At 73.9% G+C, this 16870-nt stretch carries 14 protein-coding genes; all 14 read left to right on the forward strand.

Translation table 11 applies throughout. From position 1 onward, the window contains the following. Positions 1-126: 126 nt before the first annotated feature. The 14 genes from rsmH (at position 127) to ACLQ2V_RS12230 (ending at position 16829) form a co-directional block, all read left to right on the forward strand. A complete protein-coding gene (gene rsmH, locus ACLQ2V_RS12165; RefSeq protein ID WP_425718534.1) occupies positions 127-1203 on the forward strand; it encodes a 16S rRNA (cytosine(1402)-N(4))-methyltransferase RsmH in 1077 nt (358 codons plus the stop codon). Further along, positions 1200-1805 carry a hypothetical protein gene (locus ACLQ2V_RS12170; protein WP_425718535.1) on the forward strand — a complete coding sequence of 202 codons (606 nt, stop codon included), beginning with the start codon at positions 1200-1202 and terminating at the stop codon, positions 1803-1805. Before rsmH ends, ACLQ2V_RS12170 begins: the two co-directional genes overlap by 4 nt. Before the next feature lie 5 nt (positions 1806-1810). After that, on the forward strand, positions 1811-4042 hold the full coding sequence (locus ACLQ2V_RS12175; protein ID WP_425718536.1) for a peptidoglycan D,D-transpeptidase FtsI family protein: 2232 nt from the start codon (positions 1811-1813) through the stop codon (positions 4040-4042). A gap of 52 nt (positions 4043-4094) precedes the next feature. Beyond that, positions 4095-5657 (forward strand): UDP-N-acetylmuramoyl-L-alanyl-D-glutamate--2,6-diaminopimelate ligase, encoded by a 1563-nt coding sequence (locus ACLQ2V_RS12180; protein ID WP_425718537.1) that lies wholly within the window; start codon positions 4095-4097, stop codon positions 5655-5657. Beyond that, a complete protein-coding gene (locus tag ACLQ2V_RS12185) occupies positions 5654-7054 on the forward strand; it encodes a UDP-N-acetylmuramoyl-tripeptide--D-alanyl-D-alanine ligase (protein WP_425718538.1) in 1401 nt (466 codons plus the stop codon). Before ACLQ2V_RS12180 ends, ACLQ2V_RS12185 begins: the two co-directional genes overlap by 4 nt. Further along, complete coding sequence (gene mraY, locus ACLQ2V_RS12190) at positions 7051-8184, forward strand: phospho-N-acetylmuramoyl-pentapeptide-transferase (protein WP_425718539.1); 1134 nt, start codon at positions 7051-7053, stop codon at positions 8182-8184. Before ACLQ2V_RS12185 ends, mraY begins: the two co-directional genes overlap by 4 nt. Before the next feature lie 319 nt (positions 8185-8503). Then, positions 8504-9910, forward strand: coding sequence for an FtsW/RodA/SpoVE family cell cycle protein (locus tag ACLQ2V_RS12195; protein WP_425718828.1), 1407 nt, complete (start codon positions 8504-8506; stop codon positions 9908-9910). Next, positions 9910-11016: an undecaprenyldiphospho-muramoylpentapeptide beta-N-acetylglucosaminyltransferase gene (gene murG, locus ACLQ2V_RS12200; RefSeq protein WP_425718540.1), complete on the forward strand. Its 1107-nt coding sequence runs from the start codon at positions 9910-9912 to the stop codon at positions 11014-11016. Before ACLQ2V_RS12195 ends, murG begins: the two co-directional genes overlap by 1 nt. 142 nt (positions 11017-11158) lie before the next feature. Next, positions 11159-12628 (forward strand): UDP-N-acetylmuramate--L-alanine ligase, encoded by a 1470-nt coding sequence (gene murC, locus ACLQ2V_RS12205; protein WP_425718541.1) that lies wholly within the window; start codon positions 11159-11161, stop codon positions 12626-12628. Further along, positions 12625-13443 (forward strand): cell division protein FtsQ/DivIB, encoded by an 819-nt coding sequence (locus ACLQ2V_RS12210; RefSeq protein WP_425718542.1) that lies wholly within the window; start codon positions 12625-12627, stop codon positions 13441-13443. Before murC ends, ACLQ2V_RS12210 begins: the two co-directional genes overlap by 4 nt. 278 nt (positions 13444-13721) lie before the next feature. After that, on the forward strand, positions 13722-14837 hold the full coding sequence (ftsZ, locus tag ACLQ2V_RS12215) for a cell division protein FtsZ (RefSeq protein WP_425718543.1): 1116 nt from the start codon (positions 13722-13724) through the stop codon (positions 14835-14837). Between the two features lie 8 nt (positions 14838-14845). After that, complete coding sequence (locus ACLQ2V_RS12220) at positions 14846-15592, forward strand: YggS family pyridoxal phosphate-dependent enzyme (RefSeq protein WP_425718544.1); 747 nt, start codon at positions 14846-14848, stop codon at positions 15590-15592. Positions 15593-15781: 189 nt separating this feature from the next. Further along, positions 15782-16501, forward strand: coding sequence for a cell division protein SepF (locus ACLQ2V_RS12225; RefSeq protein ID WP_425718545.1), 720 nt, complete (start codon positions 15782-15784; stop codon positions 16499-16501). 28 nt (positions 16502-16529) lie between these two features. Further along, entirely contained in the window at positions 16530-16829 is a 300-nt protein-coding gene (locus ACLQ2V_RS12230) for a YggT family protein (protein ID WP_425718546.1), read from the forward strand. Positions 16830-16870: the final 41 nt, after the last annotated feature.

A 16870-nucleotide genomic window follows, 5' to 3' on the forward strand; every position in this document is an offset into this window, starting at 1 on the left:
CACGATCCCATCGGGGGGCCGCGGCCTCCGGGGGCGGGAGCGGATGGGGATCTGGCGGTACGACGGAGACGCCGTGACCACGGCGGGCGCGAATGACACGGACGGATTCAACCAGTGGGGGTCGACATGGGGGAGCTTCGCGGCACGCACGTGCCCGTGCTGCTCGAGCGGTGCCTCGAGCTGCTGGCCCCCGCACTGGATCGGGGTGGGCGCACGGTCCACGTCGACGCCACGCTGGGGCTGGCCGGGCACGCCGAGGCGGTGCTCGAGCGGCATCCGCACACGGTGCTGATCGGGCTGGACCGGGACACCGAGGCCCTCGCCCACGCGCGGGTCCGGCTGGTCCGCTTCGCCGACCGGGTCCACCTGGAGCACGCCGTCTACGACGAGCTGCCCGAGGTGCTGGCCCGGCTGGGTTACCCGACGATCGACGGGGTCCTGTTCGACCTCGGGGTCTCCTCGCTGCAACTCGACGCGCCCGACCGCGGGTTCGCCTACGCGCAGGACGCGCCGCTGGACATGCGGATGGACCAGACCCGGGGGGTGACCGCCGAGGAGGTGGTCAACACCTACGCCCATCCGGATTTGGCCCGGGTGCTGCGGGTCTACGGCGAGGAGAAGTTCGCCGTGCGGGTCGCCTCGGCGATCCTGCGGGAGCGGGAGCGGGCCCGGATCACCTCGTCGGCGCGGCTGGCGGAACTGGTCAGGGAGAGCATTCCGGCAGCCGCGCGACGCACGGGCGGACACCCGGCCAAGAGAACGTTTCAGGCTTTACGGATCGAGGTAAACAAGGAACTGGCAGTGCTGGAGACGGCGCTGCCGGCCGCTTTGGACAAGCTCACGGTGGGCGGCCGCATGGTCGTCCTGTCCTACCACTCGCTGGAGGACAGGCTCGCCAAGGCGGCGTTCGCCGACCGGGTCCGCAGCAAGGGCCCGGTCGACCTCCCGGTCGAACTTCCCGGTTCGGCCCCGACGTTCCGGCTGCTCAGCCGGGGCGCGGAGCTGCCCGGGGAGGCGGAGGTCGCCATGAACCCGCGCGCCGCCTCGGTGCGGCTGCGGGCCGCGGAACGAGTAGATCCGCAAGCGGCGCAGCAGGGGCGGACCGACCGCGAACGGTCCCGCCGACGGGTCAGGGCGATGCACCAACCGGGCACGCAGCCGGCAGACGGCGCAGGGACGGACGAAGAGGGGGAGGGAAGATGAACGTTGACAAGCGCGACGGCCGGGACACCGGCGTCGGGCAGCGCGCACCGCGGTCGGGGGGCCGGACCGCGGCGCAGCGAACCACGCGCGCCGGTGTGACGACGCCGGCCGGCCGGGCCGACCGGCAGGTGGAGACTCGCGCCCGGGGGGCGCGCGAGTTCCCGACCGACGGCAGCGCCGCGCTGCGGCCGGCCGAGCGGGTCCGCCCGACGCCGACGCCGACGCCGTCGCCGCGGCTGCGGGTCGCCCCGCCGCCGCCCGTCTCGGTGCCGCGGGCGCCCTTCGCCGCGCTGATCCTGGTGCTGGTCGTCGGCGGGGTGCTCGGCATCCTGCTGGTCAACACCAAGATCAACGAGAATTCCTTCCGGCTGGAGAAGCTCCAGCAGCAGCAGGCCAAGCTCGACGTGGACCAGCAGCAGCTCGAGAAGCAGATCGCCGACAAGAAGGCGCCGGGCAACCTGACCGCCACCGCCCGCAAGCTCGGCATGGTCGAGTCGGAGCAGCCGGCGTACATCCGGCTGCCGGACGGCCGCATGATCGGTGTGCCGCAGCCGGCCAACGGCCAGCCCTCGGTCACCAGCCAGCAGGGCGCGGGGGGCTGAGGCAGGTGCCCCCGAGATCGGAGGAACCGCGCCGGGACCCCACGGGCTCCCGGCGCGGTTCGTCGCGTTCCGCAGGTGGCCGCGGCGAGCCGCGCTCCGGCGGTGGCCGCGGCGAGCCGCGCTCCGGCGAGCCCGGCGTGGGTGGCATCTCCGACGCGCGGTCGTACACGCCTCGGGGGCGCACCATCCGCGAGGAGCGCGGGGCGGCCGGCCGGCCGACCGGCTCCGGCATCGAGCAGCGGCGCACCCCGCGCAGCACCCGGGCGGGCGACCCGTTCCGGCCCGCGTTGCAGGTGCTCGACGGCGGCCGGGCCGGCGGGGGCCGCACCGGCCGGCGGGAGACCGCCCCGGGCGGACGCTCCGGGGTGGTCCGCACCGTCCAGCCCCGGCCGGTGCCCGACGACGATGACGCCCCGCCCACGCCGCGCCGCCGCAGCGGCCCGCGCCGCCCGGCCCGCCCCACCGGCCGGCGCGCGGCCCGCCGGCCGCGCAAGCCGCCCCGGCTGGCCGACCCCCGCCGCCGGCTGCGGCTGGGCACCATGCTCGTCCTGGCGATCTTCGCCACCATCGGCATCCGGCTGGTCTTCCTCCAGGCCGTCGACACCCCGGCGTACGCCGGCGGCGGGCTCCCCGACCGGCTGATCGGGGTCGACCTGCCCGCCCCGCGCGGGGCCATCTACGACCGCACCGGCGCTGCGCTGGCCAACAGCGTCGAGGCCCGGTACGTCTTCGCCGACCCCACCCGGGTCAAGGACGTCACCGCGACGGCGCGGGAGCTGTCGCCCCTGCTCGGGCTGCCCGTCTCCGAGCTGGCCGAGCGGATGCGGCCGCGCACTCTGGACAACGGCAAGCTCTCCCAGTTCGAATACCTGGCCCGGGGGGTGGACATCCCCACCGCCAAGGCAATCGTGGCGCTGGACCTGGCCGGCATCGGCGTGGACCGCGACGAGCGGCGCGAGGTCCCCGGCGGTGACCTGGCCGCCAACCTGATCGGCTTCACCAGCCTCGACATGCTGGGCCTGGAGGGGCTGGAGGCCCGCTACGACGACCTGCTGCGCGGCGAGAACGGCCGCAAGGTCTACGAGGCCGGCCAGGGCAAGCTGAACGCCCCGATCCCCGGCGGCTACAGCCGGACCACCCCGCCGAAGCCGGGCAGCTCGCTGGAGTTGACCATCCACCGGGACCTGCAGTTCAAGGCGCAGCAGGTGCTCAAGAGCGAGATGGAGAAGGCCCAGGGCAGCGTCGGGGCGGCGATCGTGCTCGACATCCCCACCGGCGAGGTGCTGGCGCAGGCCAGCCACCCCACCTACAACGCGGCGAAGCCCCGTGAGAGCGACTGGACCGACCGGGAGGACGCCGCGACCAGCTTCGTGGTCGACCCCGGCTCGATCCACAAGGCGATCACCTTCGGCGCGGCGCTGCAGGAGGGCGTGGTCACCCCGGACACCGCGCTGCCGCTGGCCAACACCATCCGCCGGGGCGACACGGTCTTCGCCGACACCCACCCGGCGAACGGGAAGCGGATGAGCCTCGCCGGGATGCTGGCGTACTCGTCGAACGTCGGCACCATCGAGATCGCCGAGCGGCTCGGCCGGGAGCGGCTGATCGACTACCAGAAGCGGTTCGGGCTCGGCCAGCCCACCGGGGAGGGGATGCCCGGCGAGGCCGCCGGGCGGCTGCTGCCCGCGCAGGAGTGGAGCGGGTCGTCGTACGGGTCGGTGCCGATCGGGCACAGCGTCGACGCCACCCCGTTGCAGATGGCCGCCGCGTACGCCGCCATCGCCAACAACGGCACCTACGTCCAGCCGCACCTGATCAAGCAGGTGATCAGCGGCAAGGACGGCAGTCGTACGCCGGGCAAGGCCCCGGTCACCCGGTCGGTGCTCAGCCCGGCCAACGCGGCGGCGCTGCGTACCCTGCTGGAGGCGGTCACCACCGTGGAGGGCGCCACCGGCACCGCCGCGGCGGTGCCCGGCTACCGGGTGGCCGGCAAGACCGGCACCGGCCTGCGCTTCGTCGACGGCAAGCAGCAGCCCGGCGAGGTCGGCTCGTTCATCGGCATGGCCCCGGCGGACGATCCGCGTTTCGTGGTGGCGGTCTTCGTGTGGAGCCCCGGCGGTGGCGGCGGGGAGGTCGCCGCGCCGGCCTTCCGTGACATCATGGGCTTCACCCTCAGCCGCTACCGGGTCCCGCCGTCGACCGGCGCGGCCCCCAAGTTCGAGGTCTTTCCGCGCTGACCAGGCGCGGGGGGACATCATCGGTGGATGGGGACGAACCACCGGGGCGGCTGTGCGGTCGGAACCGGACGACCGGGTAGGGTCTGACGCCGTGCCCGGCAATCCACGCCCCCGTACCGTGACCGGCCTCCGGCTCGGCGACCTCGCCGCCCGGATCGCCGCCCCGGCCCCGCATCCGGCCGCCGACCTCACCGTGACCGGGGTGACCCACGCCAGCCAGGAGGTCCGCCCCGGCGACCTCTACGCCGCGCTGCCCGGCGCCCGCCGGCACGGCGCGGAGTTCGCCGCCGCCGCGGCCGCGGCCGGCGCGGTGGCCGCGCTGACCGACCCGGCGGGGGCGGCGGCGGTGGCCGAGGCGGGCCTGCCGGCGCTGGTGGTGACCGACCCCCGCGCGGTCCTCGGCACCCTCGCCTCCGCCGTCTACGGCGACCCCACCGAGGGGCTGACCGTCATCGGCATCACCGGCACCGCCGGCAAGACCTCCACCGCCTACCTGGTCGAGTCGGGGCTGCGCGCCGCCGGCCACGTCACCGGGCTGATCGGCACGGTGGAGACCCGGCTGGGCGACCTGGTGGTGGACAGCGTCCGGACCACCCCGGAGGCCCCCGACCTGCACGCCATGCTCGCCGCCGCCCGGGAGCGCGGGGTGACCGCCCTGGTCATGGAGGTCTCCAGCCACGCCCTGGCGATGGGCCGGGTCGGCGGGGTCCGGTTCACCGTGGGCGGCTACACCAACTTCGGCTCCGACCACCTGGACTTCCACGCCGACTCGGCGGAGTACTTCGCCGCCAAGGCCCAGCTCTTCGACGGCCGCTGCGACGTCGAGGTGCTCAACCACGACGACCCGGCGCTGCGCCCGCTCTTCAAGCCCGCCACGGTCAGCTACTCGGCCGCCGGCGACCCCACCGCCACCTGGTACGCCACGGACGTCGACGGCGAGGGGTACGCGCAGCGCTTCACCGTCCACGGCCCCGACGGGCGGCGGCTGCCGGCCGGGGTGGCGCTGCCCGGCCGGCACAACGTGGCCAACGCCCTGCTGGCCGTCGCCCTGCTGGTCGCCGCCGGGGTGGACGCCCGGACGGCCGCCGCCGGGGTGGCCGCCTGCGGCGGGGTGCCCGGCCGGCTGGAGCTGGTCGCCACGGCCGGCCCGGTGCGTGGGGTGGTCGACTACGCGCACAAGACCGACGCGATCGTGGCCGCCCTGGCCGCGCTGCGTGAACTGAGCGCCGGGCGGCTGATCTGCGTCATCGGCGCGGGCGGCGACCGGGACCGGGGCAAGCGCCCGGAGATGGGCGCCGCCGCCGCCCGGGGTGCCGACGTGGTGCTGGTGACCGACGACAACCCGCGCACCGAGGACCCGGCGGCGATCCGGGCGGAGGTGCTGGCCGGGGCGTTCGCGGCGGCCACGCCCGCGCGGATCATCGAGGTGCCCGGCCGGCGGGCGGCGATCGACGAGGCGGTCCGGCTGGCCGAGGCCGGTGACGTGGTCGCGGTGCTCGGCAAGGGTCACGAACGCGGCCAGGAGATCGGCGGCGAGGTGCTGCCCTTCGACGACCGCACGGAGCTGACCGACGCGCTGCGCGCCCGCTTCGGGGACCTGGCGGGGCGACGGTGATCCCGCTGACGCTGGCCGAGGTGGCCGAGGCGGTCGGCGGCCGGCTGCTGGCCGCCGACCCGGCCACCCGGGTCACCGGCCCGGTCGAGTTCGACTCGCGCAAGCTGGCCGCCGGGGCGCTCTTCGTGGCGTTCCCCGGGGAACGAGTCGACGGCCACGACTACGCCGCGGCGGCCGCCGCCGCCGGTGCGGTGGCGGTGCTCGGCACCCGGGAGGTGCCCGGGGTGCCGATGGTGCTGGTCGCCGACGCCCTCGACGCGCTGGGCCGGCTGGCCCGGGCGGTGCTGGACCGGCTGCCCGAGCTGACCGTGATCGGGCTGACCGGCTCGTCGGGCAAGACCACCACGAAGGACCTGATCGGGCAGCTCACCGCCCGGCTCGGCCCCACCGTGGCGCCGCCCGGGTCGTTCAACAACGAGCTGGGCCACCCGTGGACGGTGCTGCGCGCCGACCCCGACACCCGCTTCCTGGTTTTGGAGAAGGGCGCCCGGGGGATCGGGCACGTGCGCTACCTCTGCGAGGTGGCGCCGCCGACGATCTCGGTGGTGCTCAACGTCGGCGTGGCGCACCTCGGGGAGTTCGGCTCGGTGGAGAACATCGCGCTGGCCAAGGGGGAGCTGGTCGAGTCGTTGCCGGCCGACGGGCTGGCCGTGCTCAACGCCGACGACCCGCTCGTCGCCGCGATGGCGTCGCGCACCTCCGCCCGCGTGGTCACCTACGGGGAGGCCGCGCATGCCGACGTCCGGGCCGTGCAGGTGCGCCTGGACGGGCGGGGCCGGGCGTCGTACACCCTGGTCATGCCGGAGGGGAGCGCGCCCGTGCGGCTGCCGCTGACCGGCCGGCACCAGGTCTCCAACTCCCTGGCCGCCGCCGCGGTGGCCCGGGAGCTGGGCATGCCGCTGGCCGAGCTGGCCACGGCGCTGGGCGAGCTGGGCCTGGTCTCCACCCGGCGGATGGACGTCTTCGCGCGCCCCGACGGCGTGACGGTGATCGACGACTCGTACAACGCCAACCCGGGCTCCATGGCGGTGGCCCTGCGGGCGCTGGCCGGGATGCGCGGCGGCGGACGGGCCTTCGCGGTGCTCGGCTACATGGCCGAGCTGGGGGAGTACGAACGGGACGGACACCTGGAGGTCGGCCGGCTCGCGGCCGAGCTGGGTGTGGACCGGCTGCTCGTGGTGGGCGAGCCGGCGGCGCCGACGCACGAGGGCGCGACGGCGGTAGAGAACTGGGGAGGAACATCGGTGCTGCTCACCGATCAGGCGGCGGCCGTCGAGGTGCTGCGCAGTGAGTTACGACCGGGCGACATCGTCCTGGTGAAGGGCTCCCGGTACCGCACCTGGGAGGTGGCCGACGCGCTGCGCGCGGACGCCGCCGGTCAGGGGGCCTCCGCATGAGGGCAGTGATCATCGCCATCGGGGTGGCCTTCCTCGTCTCGCTCTTCTGCACCCCCATCGCGATCAAGGTCTTCACCCGGCTCAAGGCCGGCCAGCCGATCCGGGCCGAGGGCCCGGCCATGCACCAGACCAAGAAGGGCACGCCCACCATGGGCGGCGTGGTCTTCATCCTGGCCACGGTCATCGCGTACGTCGCCGGGCACCTGGCCCTGACCACCCTGCCGGACGCGCAGATCGCCCAGGTCGAGCCGACCATCACCGCGCTGTTCCTGCTCGGCCTGATGGTCTTCTCCGGCGCGGTCGGCTTCATCGACGACTTCCTCAAGGTCCGCAAGCGGCACAGCGGCGGGCTCAACAAGCGGGGCAAGCTGGCCGGGCAGATCGCCGTCGGCGCGCTCTTCGGCGTCGTCGCGCTCTACTTCCCCAGCAGCATGACCGACGCCACCGGGGCGGCCACCAACACCGAGACCGTGGGCGCCAGCACGCTGAGCTTCATCCGGGACATCCCGGCCCTGGACCTCACCAAGATCGGCGCGGTGATCGTCTTCATCTTCGTGGTGATGGCGGCGACCAACGGCGTGAACCTCACCGACGGCCTCGACGGCCTGGCCACCGGCGCCTCGGTGATGGTCCTCGCGGCGTACGCGCTGATCGCGTTCTGGCAGTACCGGCACTGGTGCGCCGACCCGGCGTACACGGCGAACCCGGACAACTACTGCTACACCGTGCGGGACCCCCTGGAGATCGCGTTGATCGCCGGGGCGGCGGCCGGGGCGTGCGTGGGCTTCCTGTGGTGGAACACCTCCCCGGCCCGGATCTTCATGGGCGACACCGGGGCGCTGGGGCTGGGCGGCCTGATCGCCGGCATGGCGATGTCCACCCGGACCATCCTGCTGCTGCCGATCATCGGCGGGCTCTTCGTGATCATCACCATGTCGGTGGTCATCCAGATCATCTCGTTCCGCACCACCGGCAAGCGGGTGTTCCGGATGTCGCCGCTGCAGCACCACTTCGAGCTCGCCGGCTGGAGCGAGGTCAACATCGTGGTCCGGTTCTGGATCATCGCCGGGATCGGGGTGGCCATCGCGCTGGGCCTGTTCTACAGCGACTTCCTGGCCACGATGGGCTGACCGCGCACCCGGCGGCCCCCGTGCCGCCCGCTCGTGCCGCCGCCCGTTCGCGTCGTGCGCAGGGTGAGCCGGGGCCCCCTGTCGCGCGAAACGCGACGACAGGGGGCCCCGCCAGCTGCGCGGCCGACACGCCGACCACGGCGTTCGGCGGGAACGGAGCCCTCACGTTCGCCATGATGAGCGGGTGGGGGAGGACCGAGGCACGACACCGACAACGACGACAACGACCGACACCGCGCCGCGCCGGGCCGCCGGGGCGGGGCGGGGCGCCGACCCGCCGGCTGCGCCGCCGGGCCTGGGGCTGGAGGCCACCGGCGGGCTGGCCGCGCTGCGCGGGCTGCTGGCCCGGCCGCTGGCCTCGTACTACCTGCTGATCTCCAGCTCCGGCCTGCTGCTGGTGATCGGCCTGACCATGGTCTTCTCGGCCGCCAGCGTGAAGAACTTCGCCGAGGAGGGCAACGCCTTCGCCGACGCCACCCAGCAGGCGATCTTCGCGGTGATCGGGGTGGTGGGCTTCTGGGTGTGCCAGCGGCTGCCGGCGAGCACGTACCGGGCGCTCGCCCGGATCGCGCTCGGCACGGCGGTGGGGCTGCTGCTGGTGCTCAACCTGCTGCTGGCCCTCGACTCGTTCTTCGGCATCGAGCGGGTCGGCCCGGTGGAGGCCAACCTGCTCTGGCTCTTCGTCGGCGGCATCCAGTTGCAGCCCTCCGAGCTGGCGAAGTTCGCGCTGGTGCTCTGGGGCGCCGACGTGCTGGCGCGCAAGGGCGCCCGGCTGGGCTGGTGGAAGGAGCTGGCCACCCCGCTGTTCCCGGTGGTGGCGCTGCTCTTCGTGCTCGTCGGCTACAACGACGTCGGCACCATGCTCTGCCTGCTCGCGCTGGTGGTGGGCCTGCTCTGGGCGGCCGGGGTGCGCGCCAAGGTCTTCGCCGTGCTCTCGGTGATCGGGCTGGTCGGCATCGGCCTGCTGGTCGCCGCCGCCTCGCTGGGCGCCGGGTCGGGGGCGAAGGGGCAGGAGAACTACCGGCTGGCCCGGCTGACCATCTTCGTCAACCCGCCCGACCCGGCCAAGTGCTTCGAGGGCTGGTGCTACCAGACGATCCAGGCGCGCAACGCCATCGAGCACGGCGGCTGGTTCGGCGTCGGGCTGGGCAAGGGCAGCTACAAGTTCGGCTGGCTGCCCGAGGCGCAGAACGACTTCATCTTCGCCGTGACCGCCGAGGAGCTCGGCGTGATCGGCTGCGCGGTGCTGCTCACCCTCTTCGCGGTGCTCGGCTACACCGGCCTGCGCATCGCCCGCCGGGTGGAGGACCCGTTCCGCCGGCTCGCCGCCGCCGGGGCCACCACCTGGCTGATCAGCCAGGCGGTCATCAACATCGGCGGTGTGATCGGCCTGATGCCGATGACCGGCGTGCCGCTGCCGTTCATCTCCGACGGCGGAAGCGCCCTGGTGGTGACCCTGGCGGCGATCGGGATGCTGGCCTCGTTCGCCCGCGCCGAGCCCGACGCGGCCCGAGCCCTGCATGCCCGTCCGCCCGCCCGATGGGTCCGACTACTCTGGGCCCCGTTGCCGCCGCTTCCCGGCCGGCGTCGGGCTCCGACGCCGCCACCGGCGGACCGTGGGTCCGTACCCCGGTCCCGGGCGCGGCGCGAGGACGACCAGGCCGCATCCCGTGGCGCCCGGGCGAACCGGGCCCGCAGCGGGACGGCGAACGAGAGGAGACGCTGATGGGTCCGCTGCGTTCGGTGGTGCTCTGCGGAGGAGGCACGGGTGGGCACATCTACCCGCTGCTCGCCTTCGCCGACTGCCTGCGCCGACACGACCCGGGCGTCCGGATCACCTGCCTCGGCACCCCCAAGGGCCTGGAGAACGAGCTGATCCCGCCGGCCGGCTACGACCTGCGCCAGATCCCGGCCTACCAGCTGCCCCGGTCGGTCAACATGAGCCTGGTGCGCACCCCGGACCGGATGTGGAAGGCGGCCCGCGCGGCGGGCGGCGTGATCGACGAGGTCGGCGCCGACGTGGTCGTCGGCTTCGGTGGGTACGTCTCGGTGCCCGGCTACCTCGCCGCCTGGCGGCGCGAGCTGCCCATCGTCATCCACGAGGTGAACGTGCCGCCGGGGGTGGCCAACCGGCTCGGCATGAAGTTCACCAAGAACGTCGCGGTGGGGTTCCCGCACCAGCCGGCGCAGTCCGAGGTGCTGCGGGACGCCCGCGTCGTCGGGGTGCCGCTGCGCCGGGGCATCGCCGGGCTGGACCGGTCGACCAACGCCGCCGCCGCCCGCGCCCACTTCGGGCTCCGCCCCGACCTGCCGGTGCTCTTCGTCGCCGGCGGCTCGCAGGGTGCCCGGTCGATCAACCTCGCCGTCGCCGGGGCGGCCAAGGAACTGGCCCGCCACGGCGTGCAGGTGCTGCACGTGATGGGCGCCCGCAACGAGCCGGTGCCGGTCCCCACCGACCTGCCGGTGCCGTACGTGACGCTGCCGTACCTGTCCCAGATGGAGATCGGCTACGCCGCCGCCGACCTGATGCTCGGCCGGGGCGGGGCGATGACCTGCGCGGAGGTCGCCGCGATCGGCCTGCCCACGGTCTACGTGCCGTACCCGCACAGCAACCAGGAGCAGAAGCGCAACGCGCTGCCCGTGGTGGAGGCCGGCGGCGGGCTGCTCGTCGACGACGCCGAGCTGACCCCGGCCTGGGTGGAGCGGACCATCATCCCGCTGATCCGCGACCCGCACCGGCTCGCCACCATGGGCGCCGCCGCTGCCGCGTACGGCCGCCGCGACGGCGACCAGGCGCTGCTGAACTTCGTCTACGAGGCGGTGGCACGGTGAGTGCGAGGAGTGAGCTTGCGAGCCCCGCAGTCACGAACAGAGGCGGCACGGTGAGTGCGAGGAGTGAGCTTGCGAGCCCCGCAGTCACGAACAGAGGCGGCACGGTGAGTGGGGCGGCCGTCGCGACCGGAAGGCACCTGTCATGAACACCGCGCAGTTCACCCCGGCCGGCACGCTGACGGCCGAGGACCTGGGCCGGATCCACCTGATCGGGGTCGGCGGGGTCGGGATGAGCGGGCTGGCCCGGCTCTTCCTCACCCGGGGGTTGCCGGTCTCCGGCAGCGAGCTGCGGGACTGGCCGTCGCTGGCCGGGCTGCGGGCGCTGGGCGGCACCGTCCACTCCCGGCACGAGGCGGCCAACCTCGACGGCGTGGACACCGTGGTCTACTCCTCGGCGATTCCGCAGGACCACCTGGAGATGGTGGAGGCCCGCCGGCGCGGGCTGCGGGTGCTGCATCGCTCGGAGGCCCTGGCCGCGGCGATGACGGGCCGGCGCACGGTGGCGGTGGCGGGCACCCACGGCAAGACCACCACCACCTCGATGGTGACGATGGTGCTGCAGCAGGCCGGCGTGGATCCGTCCTTCGTCATCGGCGGGGAGATCTCCGAGGTCGGCTCGGGGGCGCACCACGGCACCGGCGAGCACTTCGTGGTCGAGGCAGACGAGAGCGACCGCTCGTTCCTCATCTACCGCCCGTACGTCTCGCTGATCACCAACGTCGAGGCCGACCACCTGAACACGTACGGGGACCTGGCGACCCTGGAGGCGGCGTTCGCCGAATTCGCCCGGCTCACCGACCCCGAGGGCTTCATCGTCACCTGCGCCGACGACCCGGGCGGGCGGCGGCTGGCCGAGACGCTGCGGGCCGAGGGCCGCCGGGTGCACACGTACGGCGAGGCGGCCGACGCCGACCTGCGGCTGCGCGACATCGTCTCCTCCGCGCAGGGGGTGCGCTACCTCGCCGAGATCGACGGCCGCTCGCTGGGCGAGATCCGGCTGCCGGTTCCGGGGCGGCACATGGGGCTCAACAGCGCCTCGGCGGTGCTCACCGCGTACCTGCTGGGGTTGCCGGTCGAGGCGGCGGAGACCGCGCTCGGGACGTTCCCCGGGGTGCGGCGGCGCTTCGAGCGCAAGGGCGTCGTCGACGGCGTGCTGCTCTACGACGAGTACGCCTACCACCCGACCTCGATGACCCTGGCGTTGCAGACGCTGCGCGAGGTGGCCGGCGACGGTCGGCTGATCGTGGTGTTCCAGCCGTACCGGCTCTACCGCACCCGCGACTCCCAGGCGGAGATCGCCGCGGCGCTGGGCCTCGCCGACGAGCTGGTGCTGCTGGAGGTCTTCGGCCCCGGTGAGCTGCGCGCCCCGGGGGAGGGCTCGGCGGCGCTGATCGAGGCGGTGCCGCTGCCGGCCGACCGGAAGGTCTTCGTGGACTCCTGGGACGAAGCGCCGGCCGAGGTGGTCCGCCGGGCCCGCCCCGGCGACGTCGTGGTGACCATGGGCGCCCCGCCGATCTCGCTGCTCGGCGACGAGCTGGTGGCCGCCCTGGCGGCCCGTACCGGTGCGCCCTCCGGGGTCGAGCCGGGCGGCCCGGCGGCCACGCTCGGATGAGCCCCGGGCCGGCGCGCGGCCGTACCGCCGGCGCGGAGTCCGGCGGCGGCCGGCGCGGGCCGGCGCGGCGCTGGCACCTCGTGCGGGCCGGCACCGACGCGGTGCCGCCGTCGACCCGGCGCTTCATGGCCCGGGCCCGGCAGCGCCGGATGCGCGCGGCGCTGCCCTGGGCGGTGGGCGCCGGCGTGCTGGCCCTGGCCGGGCTGGTCGCCTGGACGGTGCTCGGCACCGGCCTGTTCGGGGTGCGTGAGGTGCGGGTGGAGGGTGCCGACCTGGTCAGCGCGGTGCAGGTGCGGGAGGCCGCCGGGGTGCCCGACGACCACCCGCTGGCCACGGTGGACCTGGCCGGCGCCGCCCGGCGGGTCGCCGGGCTGGCCCCGGTGGAGCGGGCGACGGTGACCCGCGACTGGCCGGGCACGCTGGTGGTGCGGGTGGTGGAGCGCACGCCCGCCGCGGTGGTGCCGCAGGGGGAGGCGTTCGCCGTGGTCGACCGCTTCGGGGTGGCCTTCCGCTCCCTGCCGGAGCAGCCCCAGGGGCTGCCGGTGGTCCGGGTGGGTCGTCCCGGCCCGGACGATCCGGGCACCCGGGCCGGGTTGGAGGTGCTGGCCGCCCTGACCCCCGAGCTGCGCGCTCAGTTGGTGGAGGTGAACGTGGCGGGGCTGGCCCGGATCAGCCTGCGGCTGCGCGAGGGGCGGACGGTGATCTGGGGGGACGCGACCCGGGCCGGGGACAAGGCCCGGGTGGCCACCGCCCTGCTCGGTCGGAAGGCCGACACGATCGACGTCAGCGCCCCGGAGGTGGTCACCTTCAAGTGACCGGCCGGTCAGCCGTTCGTCGGAGGGGCGGCCGGTGGGAGCGTCCGGGAGTGAGGCATCTCCCTCTCCGGCGGCGACACGCCGGGCGGGTCCTTGGCTCCGGGCGTGGGGCCGCTTACGTTGCCCCGAAGAGGATCAGTAGTTGACATAACCGTAAGCCTCTAGTAGAGGGTGAGGGTTCAGCTTCGACCTCTTCCGGGGCAAGCTGATTGCCGGTGCTGGTCTGGCAAAGCCGTGTGGGGTCGGCCCATGCCAATCTCGAAGGGAAAGGACCGGAGATGACACCTCCGCACAACTACCTGGCGGTCATCAAGGTCGTCGGCATCGGGGGTGGCGGCGTCAACGCCGTCAACCGGATGATCGAGGTTGGGCTCAAGGGCGTCGAGTTCATCGCGATCAACACCGACGCGCAGGCGCTGCTGATGAGCGACGCCGACGTCAAACTGGACGTCGGCCGCGAGCTGACCCGGGGGCTCGGCGCGGGCGCCAACCCGGACGTCGGCAAGAACGCCGCCGAGGACCATCGCGACGAGATCGAGGAGGTGCTCAAGGGCGCCGACATGGTCTTCGTGACCTGCGGCGAGGGCGGCGGCACCGGCACCGGCGGCGCGCCGGTGGTGGCGAACATCGCCCGCAAGCTCGGCGCGCTGACCATCGGCGTGGTGACCCGGCCGTTCTCGTTCGAGGGCAAGCGCCGCCAGGTGCAGGCCGAGGCGGGAATAGACGAACTACGCAACCAGTGCGACACGCTGATCGTCATTCCGAACGACCGGCTGCTGGCGCTCGGCGACCGCAACATCAGCATGATGGACGCGTTCCGCACCGCCGACCAGGTGCTCCTCTCCGGTGTCCAGGGCATCACCGACCTGATCACCACCCCGGGTCTGATCAACCTGGACTTCGCCGACGTCAAGAGCGTGATGAGCGGCGCGGGCAGCGCCCTGATGGGCATCGGCAGCGCCCGGGGCGAGAACCGCGCGGTGGAGGCGGCCGAGGCGGCCATCTCCAGCCCGCTGCTCGAGCAGAGCATGGACGGCGCGCGCGGCGTGCTGCTCTCCATCGCCGGCGGTTCCGACCTCGGTCTGTTCGAGATCAACGACGCGGCCCAACTCGTCACCGACGCGGCGCACCCGGACGCCAACATCATCTTCGGCGCGGTCATCGACGACGCCCTCGGCGACGAGGTGCGGGTCACCGTCATCGCGGCCGGCTTCGACAGCGGCACGCCGGCGTACAAGGCCGCCGAGTCGAGCCCGAAGGCCAACCGCAACCAGCCGGCCCAGCCCGCCGCGCCGACCACGCCGCCGGCGGCCATGCCCGCGCCGTCCCAGTCGTCGCGCCGGCTGCTCTTCGACGACGTGGACGTGCCGGACTTCCTGAAGAACGGCTCCTGATCGCCGCGATGTCCGACCCGTCGCCGATCGTGGGCCCGCAGCGCCGGGCCGAGCTGGCGGCCGGGCTGACCCGGGTCCGGTCCCGGATCGCCGACGCCTGCGCGGCCGCCGGCCGGGACCCCGCCGAGGTCGCCCTGGTCGCCGTCACCAAGACCTACCCGGCCTCCGACGTGCTGGCCCTGACCGGGCTCGGGGTCACCGACGTGGGGGAGAACCGGGACCAGGAGGCCGCCGGCAAGGCCGCCGAGGTGGCCGCCGCGGGCGCGAGCGCGCGGTGGCACTTCGTCGGGCGGTTGCAGCGCAACAAGTGCCGCTCGGTCGTCCGGTACGCCGACGTGGTGCAGTCGGTCGACAGCGTCCGGCTGGCCCGGGCGCTGGGCGACGCCGCCGTGGCCGGCCGGGACCGTCCCCTGGACGTGCTGATCCAGGTCAGCATCGACGGCGACCCGGTGCGCGGCGGCGCGCTGCCCGGTGTCGCCGACGCCGACGCCGGGCTGCACCCGGTGGCCGAGGCGGTGGCCGGCGCGGCCGGGCTGCGGCTGGCCGGGTTGATGGCGGTGGCCCCGCTGGGCTGGGAGCCGGAGCGGGCGTTCGCCCGGCTGGCGGAGGTGGCCGGCGAGTTCCGGGCGGCGCATCCCGAGGCGGTCGCGCTCTCCGCCGGGATGAGCGGGGACCTGGAAATCGCCATCGGGTACGGCGCGACACTTGTCCGCGTCGGCAGCGCGTTGCTCGGAATGCGTTCCACGCTGCGGTAGCCTGACGACAAGAGAAGCAAATTACATCAGTGTTGTTTCAGGTGCGGCGGTCCCGACGCTAGGGGGCGCGGCCCGCGACGCGAATCGCGGGCCGGGGGATTGCCGCTCCGGTCCGGTGGGCAGTTGTCCACCCGCGGGAAGCGACACGGCACGGGGGCGCGTGCCGCACGGCGGACGGAAGGGCGCGGGATGGGTGCACTGCGCAAGGCGGGGGTCTGGCTCGGTCTCGTCGAGGAGGACGACGAGCGGGTCTACGACGACGGTGGCTACGACAAGGGCAGCTACCGCGAGTCGCGGTACCGGCAGGGCCGGTACGCGGAGGAGTTCGCCGACGACGATGACGACGACGCGGACGAGCCGCCGACGCCTCGACCCCGGGTGGGGGAGCGGGGTCGGCTGACCGACCGCGCCGCCGGCCGGTCGGGGGATTCCGACCGGGGCGACCCCGATCGCCCGGAGCGGGGCGAGCGGGCCGAACGGGAGCGCCCCGACCGCTCCAGCGTGCGGTCGATCACCCGCAACTCCGGCGGCGACGGTTCGGGCCCGCTGTCGTACCACACCCGGGACAACCTGGCCCTGGCCCCGCAGTCCACGGCTCGGGAGCGGGTCGCGCCGGTCGAGGAGGAGCAGCGGTACCAGATCACCACGCTGCACCCGACCACGTACCGTGAGGCCCGCACCATCGGGGAGCACTTCCGCGACGGTGTCCCGGTGATCATCAACCTGACCGAGATGGACGAGGCCGACGCCCGCCGACTGGTTGATTTCGCCGCCGGGCTGGCGTTTGGCCTGCGCGGTACGATCGAGCGCGTGACCAACCGGGTGTTCCTGCTCTCACCAGCCAATGTCCAGGTCACCGCGGAGGACAAGGCCAAGATCGCCGAGGGCGGGTTCTTCAGCCTGAGTTAACCCGCCCGACAGAGGGACGTCGCCTGCTGTGTTGTCGATCCTGCTGCAAGTCCTGTACCTGATTCTGTATGTCTTTCTGATCCTTCTTCTGTCCCGGTTTGTCCTCAGCGCGGTCCTGGCGTACGGGCGGCGTTGGCAACCCGGACGGGGAGCGACGGCAGGACTGGAATCCGTGTGGAGCGTCACTGATCCGCCTCTCAAGGCGTTGAGGCGTGTGATCCCTCCGCTGCGAATTGGTACCGTGAGCATCGACCTGGCCTCCCTTGTGCTCCTGGTTATCCTGTTCGTGCTAATGGAGTTCGTGTTGAAGCGGTTGATCCTCGGGTGAACACCCGCAGGCCCAGCCCGCTACGCGGCCGCAACTGACCC

This window comes from Micromonospora sp. DT233, assembly GCF_049841815.1.
In the GTDB taxonomy this organism is placed as follows: domain Bacteria; phylum Actinomycetota; class Actinomycetes; order Mycobacteriales; family Micromonosporaceae; genus Micromonospora.

Excerpts from the sequence above, each read along its gene's own strand:
- rsmH (WP_425718534.1), top strand. The coding sequence starts at position 127 with ATGGGGGAGCTTCGCGGCACGCACGTGCCCGTGCTGCTCGAGCGGTGC.
- ftsZ (WP_425718543.1), top strand. The coding sequence starts at position 13,722 with ATGACACCTCCGCACAACTACCTGGCGGTCATCAAGGTCGTCGGCATC.
- murG (WP_425718540.1), top strand. The coding sequence starts at position 9,910 with ATGGGTCCGCTGCGTTCGGTGGTGCTCTGCGGAGGAGGCACGGGTGGG.
- ACLQ2V_RS12225 (WP_425718545.1), top strand. The coding sequence starts at position 15,782 with ATGGGTGCACTGCGCAAGGCGGGGGTCTGGCTCGGTCTCGTCGAGGAG.
- mraY (WP_425718539.1), top strand. The coding sequence starts at position 7,051 with ATGAGGGCAGTGATCATCGCCATCGGGGTGGCCTTCCTCGTCTCGCTC.
- ACLQ2V_RS12170 (WP_425718535.1), top strand. The coding sequence starts at position 1,200 with ATGAACGTTGACAAGCGCGACGGCCGGGACACCGGCGTCGGGCAGCGC.
- ACLQ2V_RS12220 (WP_425718544.1), top strand. The coding sequence starts at position 14,846 with ATGTCCGACCCGTCGCCGATCGTGGGCCCGCAGCGCCGGGCCGAGCTG.
- ACLQ2V_RS12210 (WP_425718542.1), top strand. The coding sequence starts at position 12,625 with ATGAGCCCCGGGCCGGCGCGCGGCCGTACCGCCGGCGCGGAGTCCGGC.
- murC (WP_425718541.1), top strand. The coding sequence starts at position 11,159 with ATGAACACCGCGCAGTTCACCCCGGCCGGCACGCTGACGGCCGAGGAC.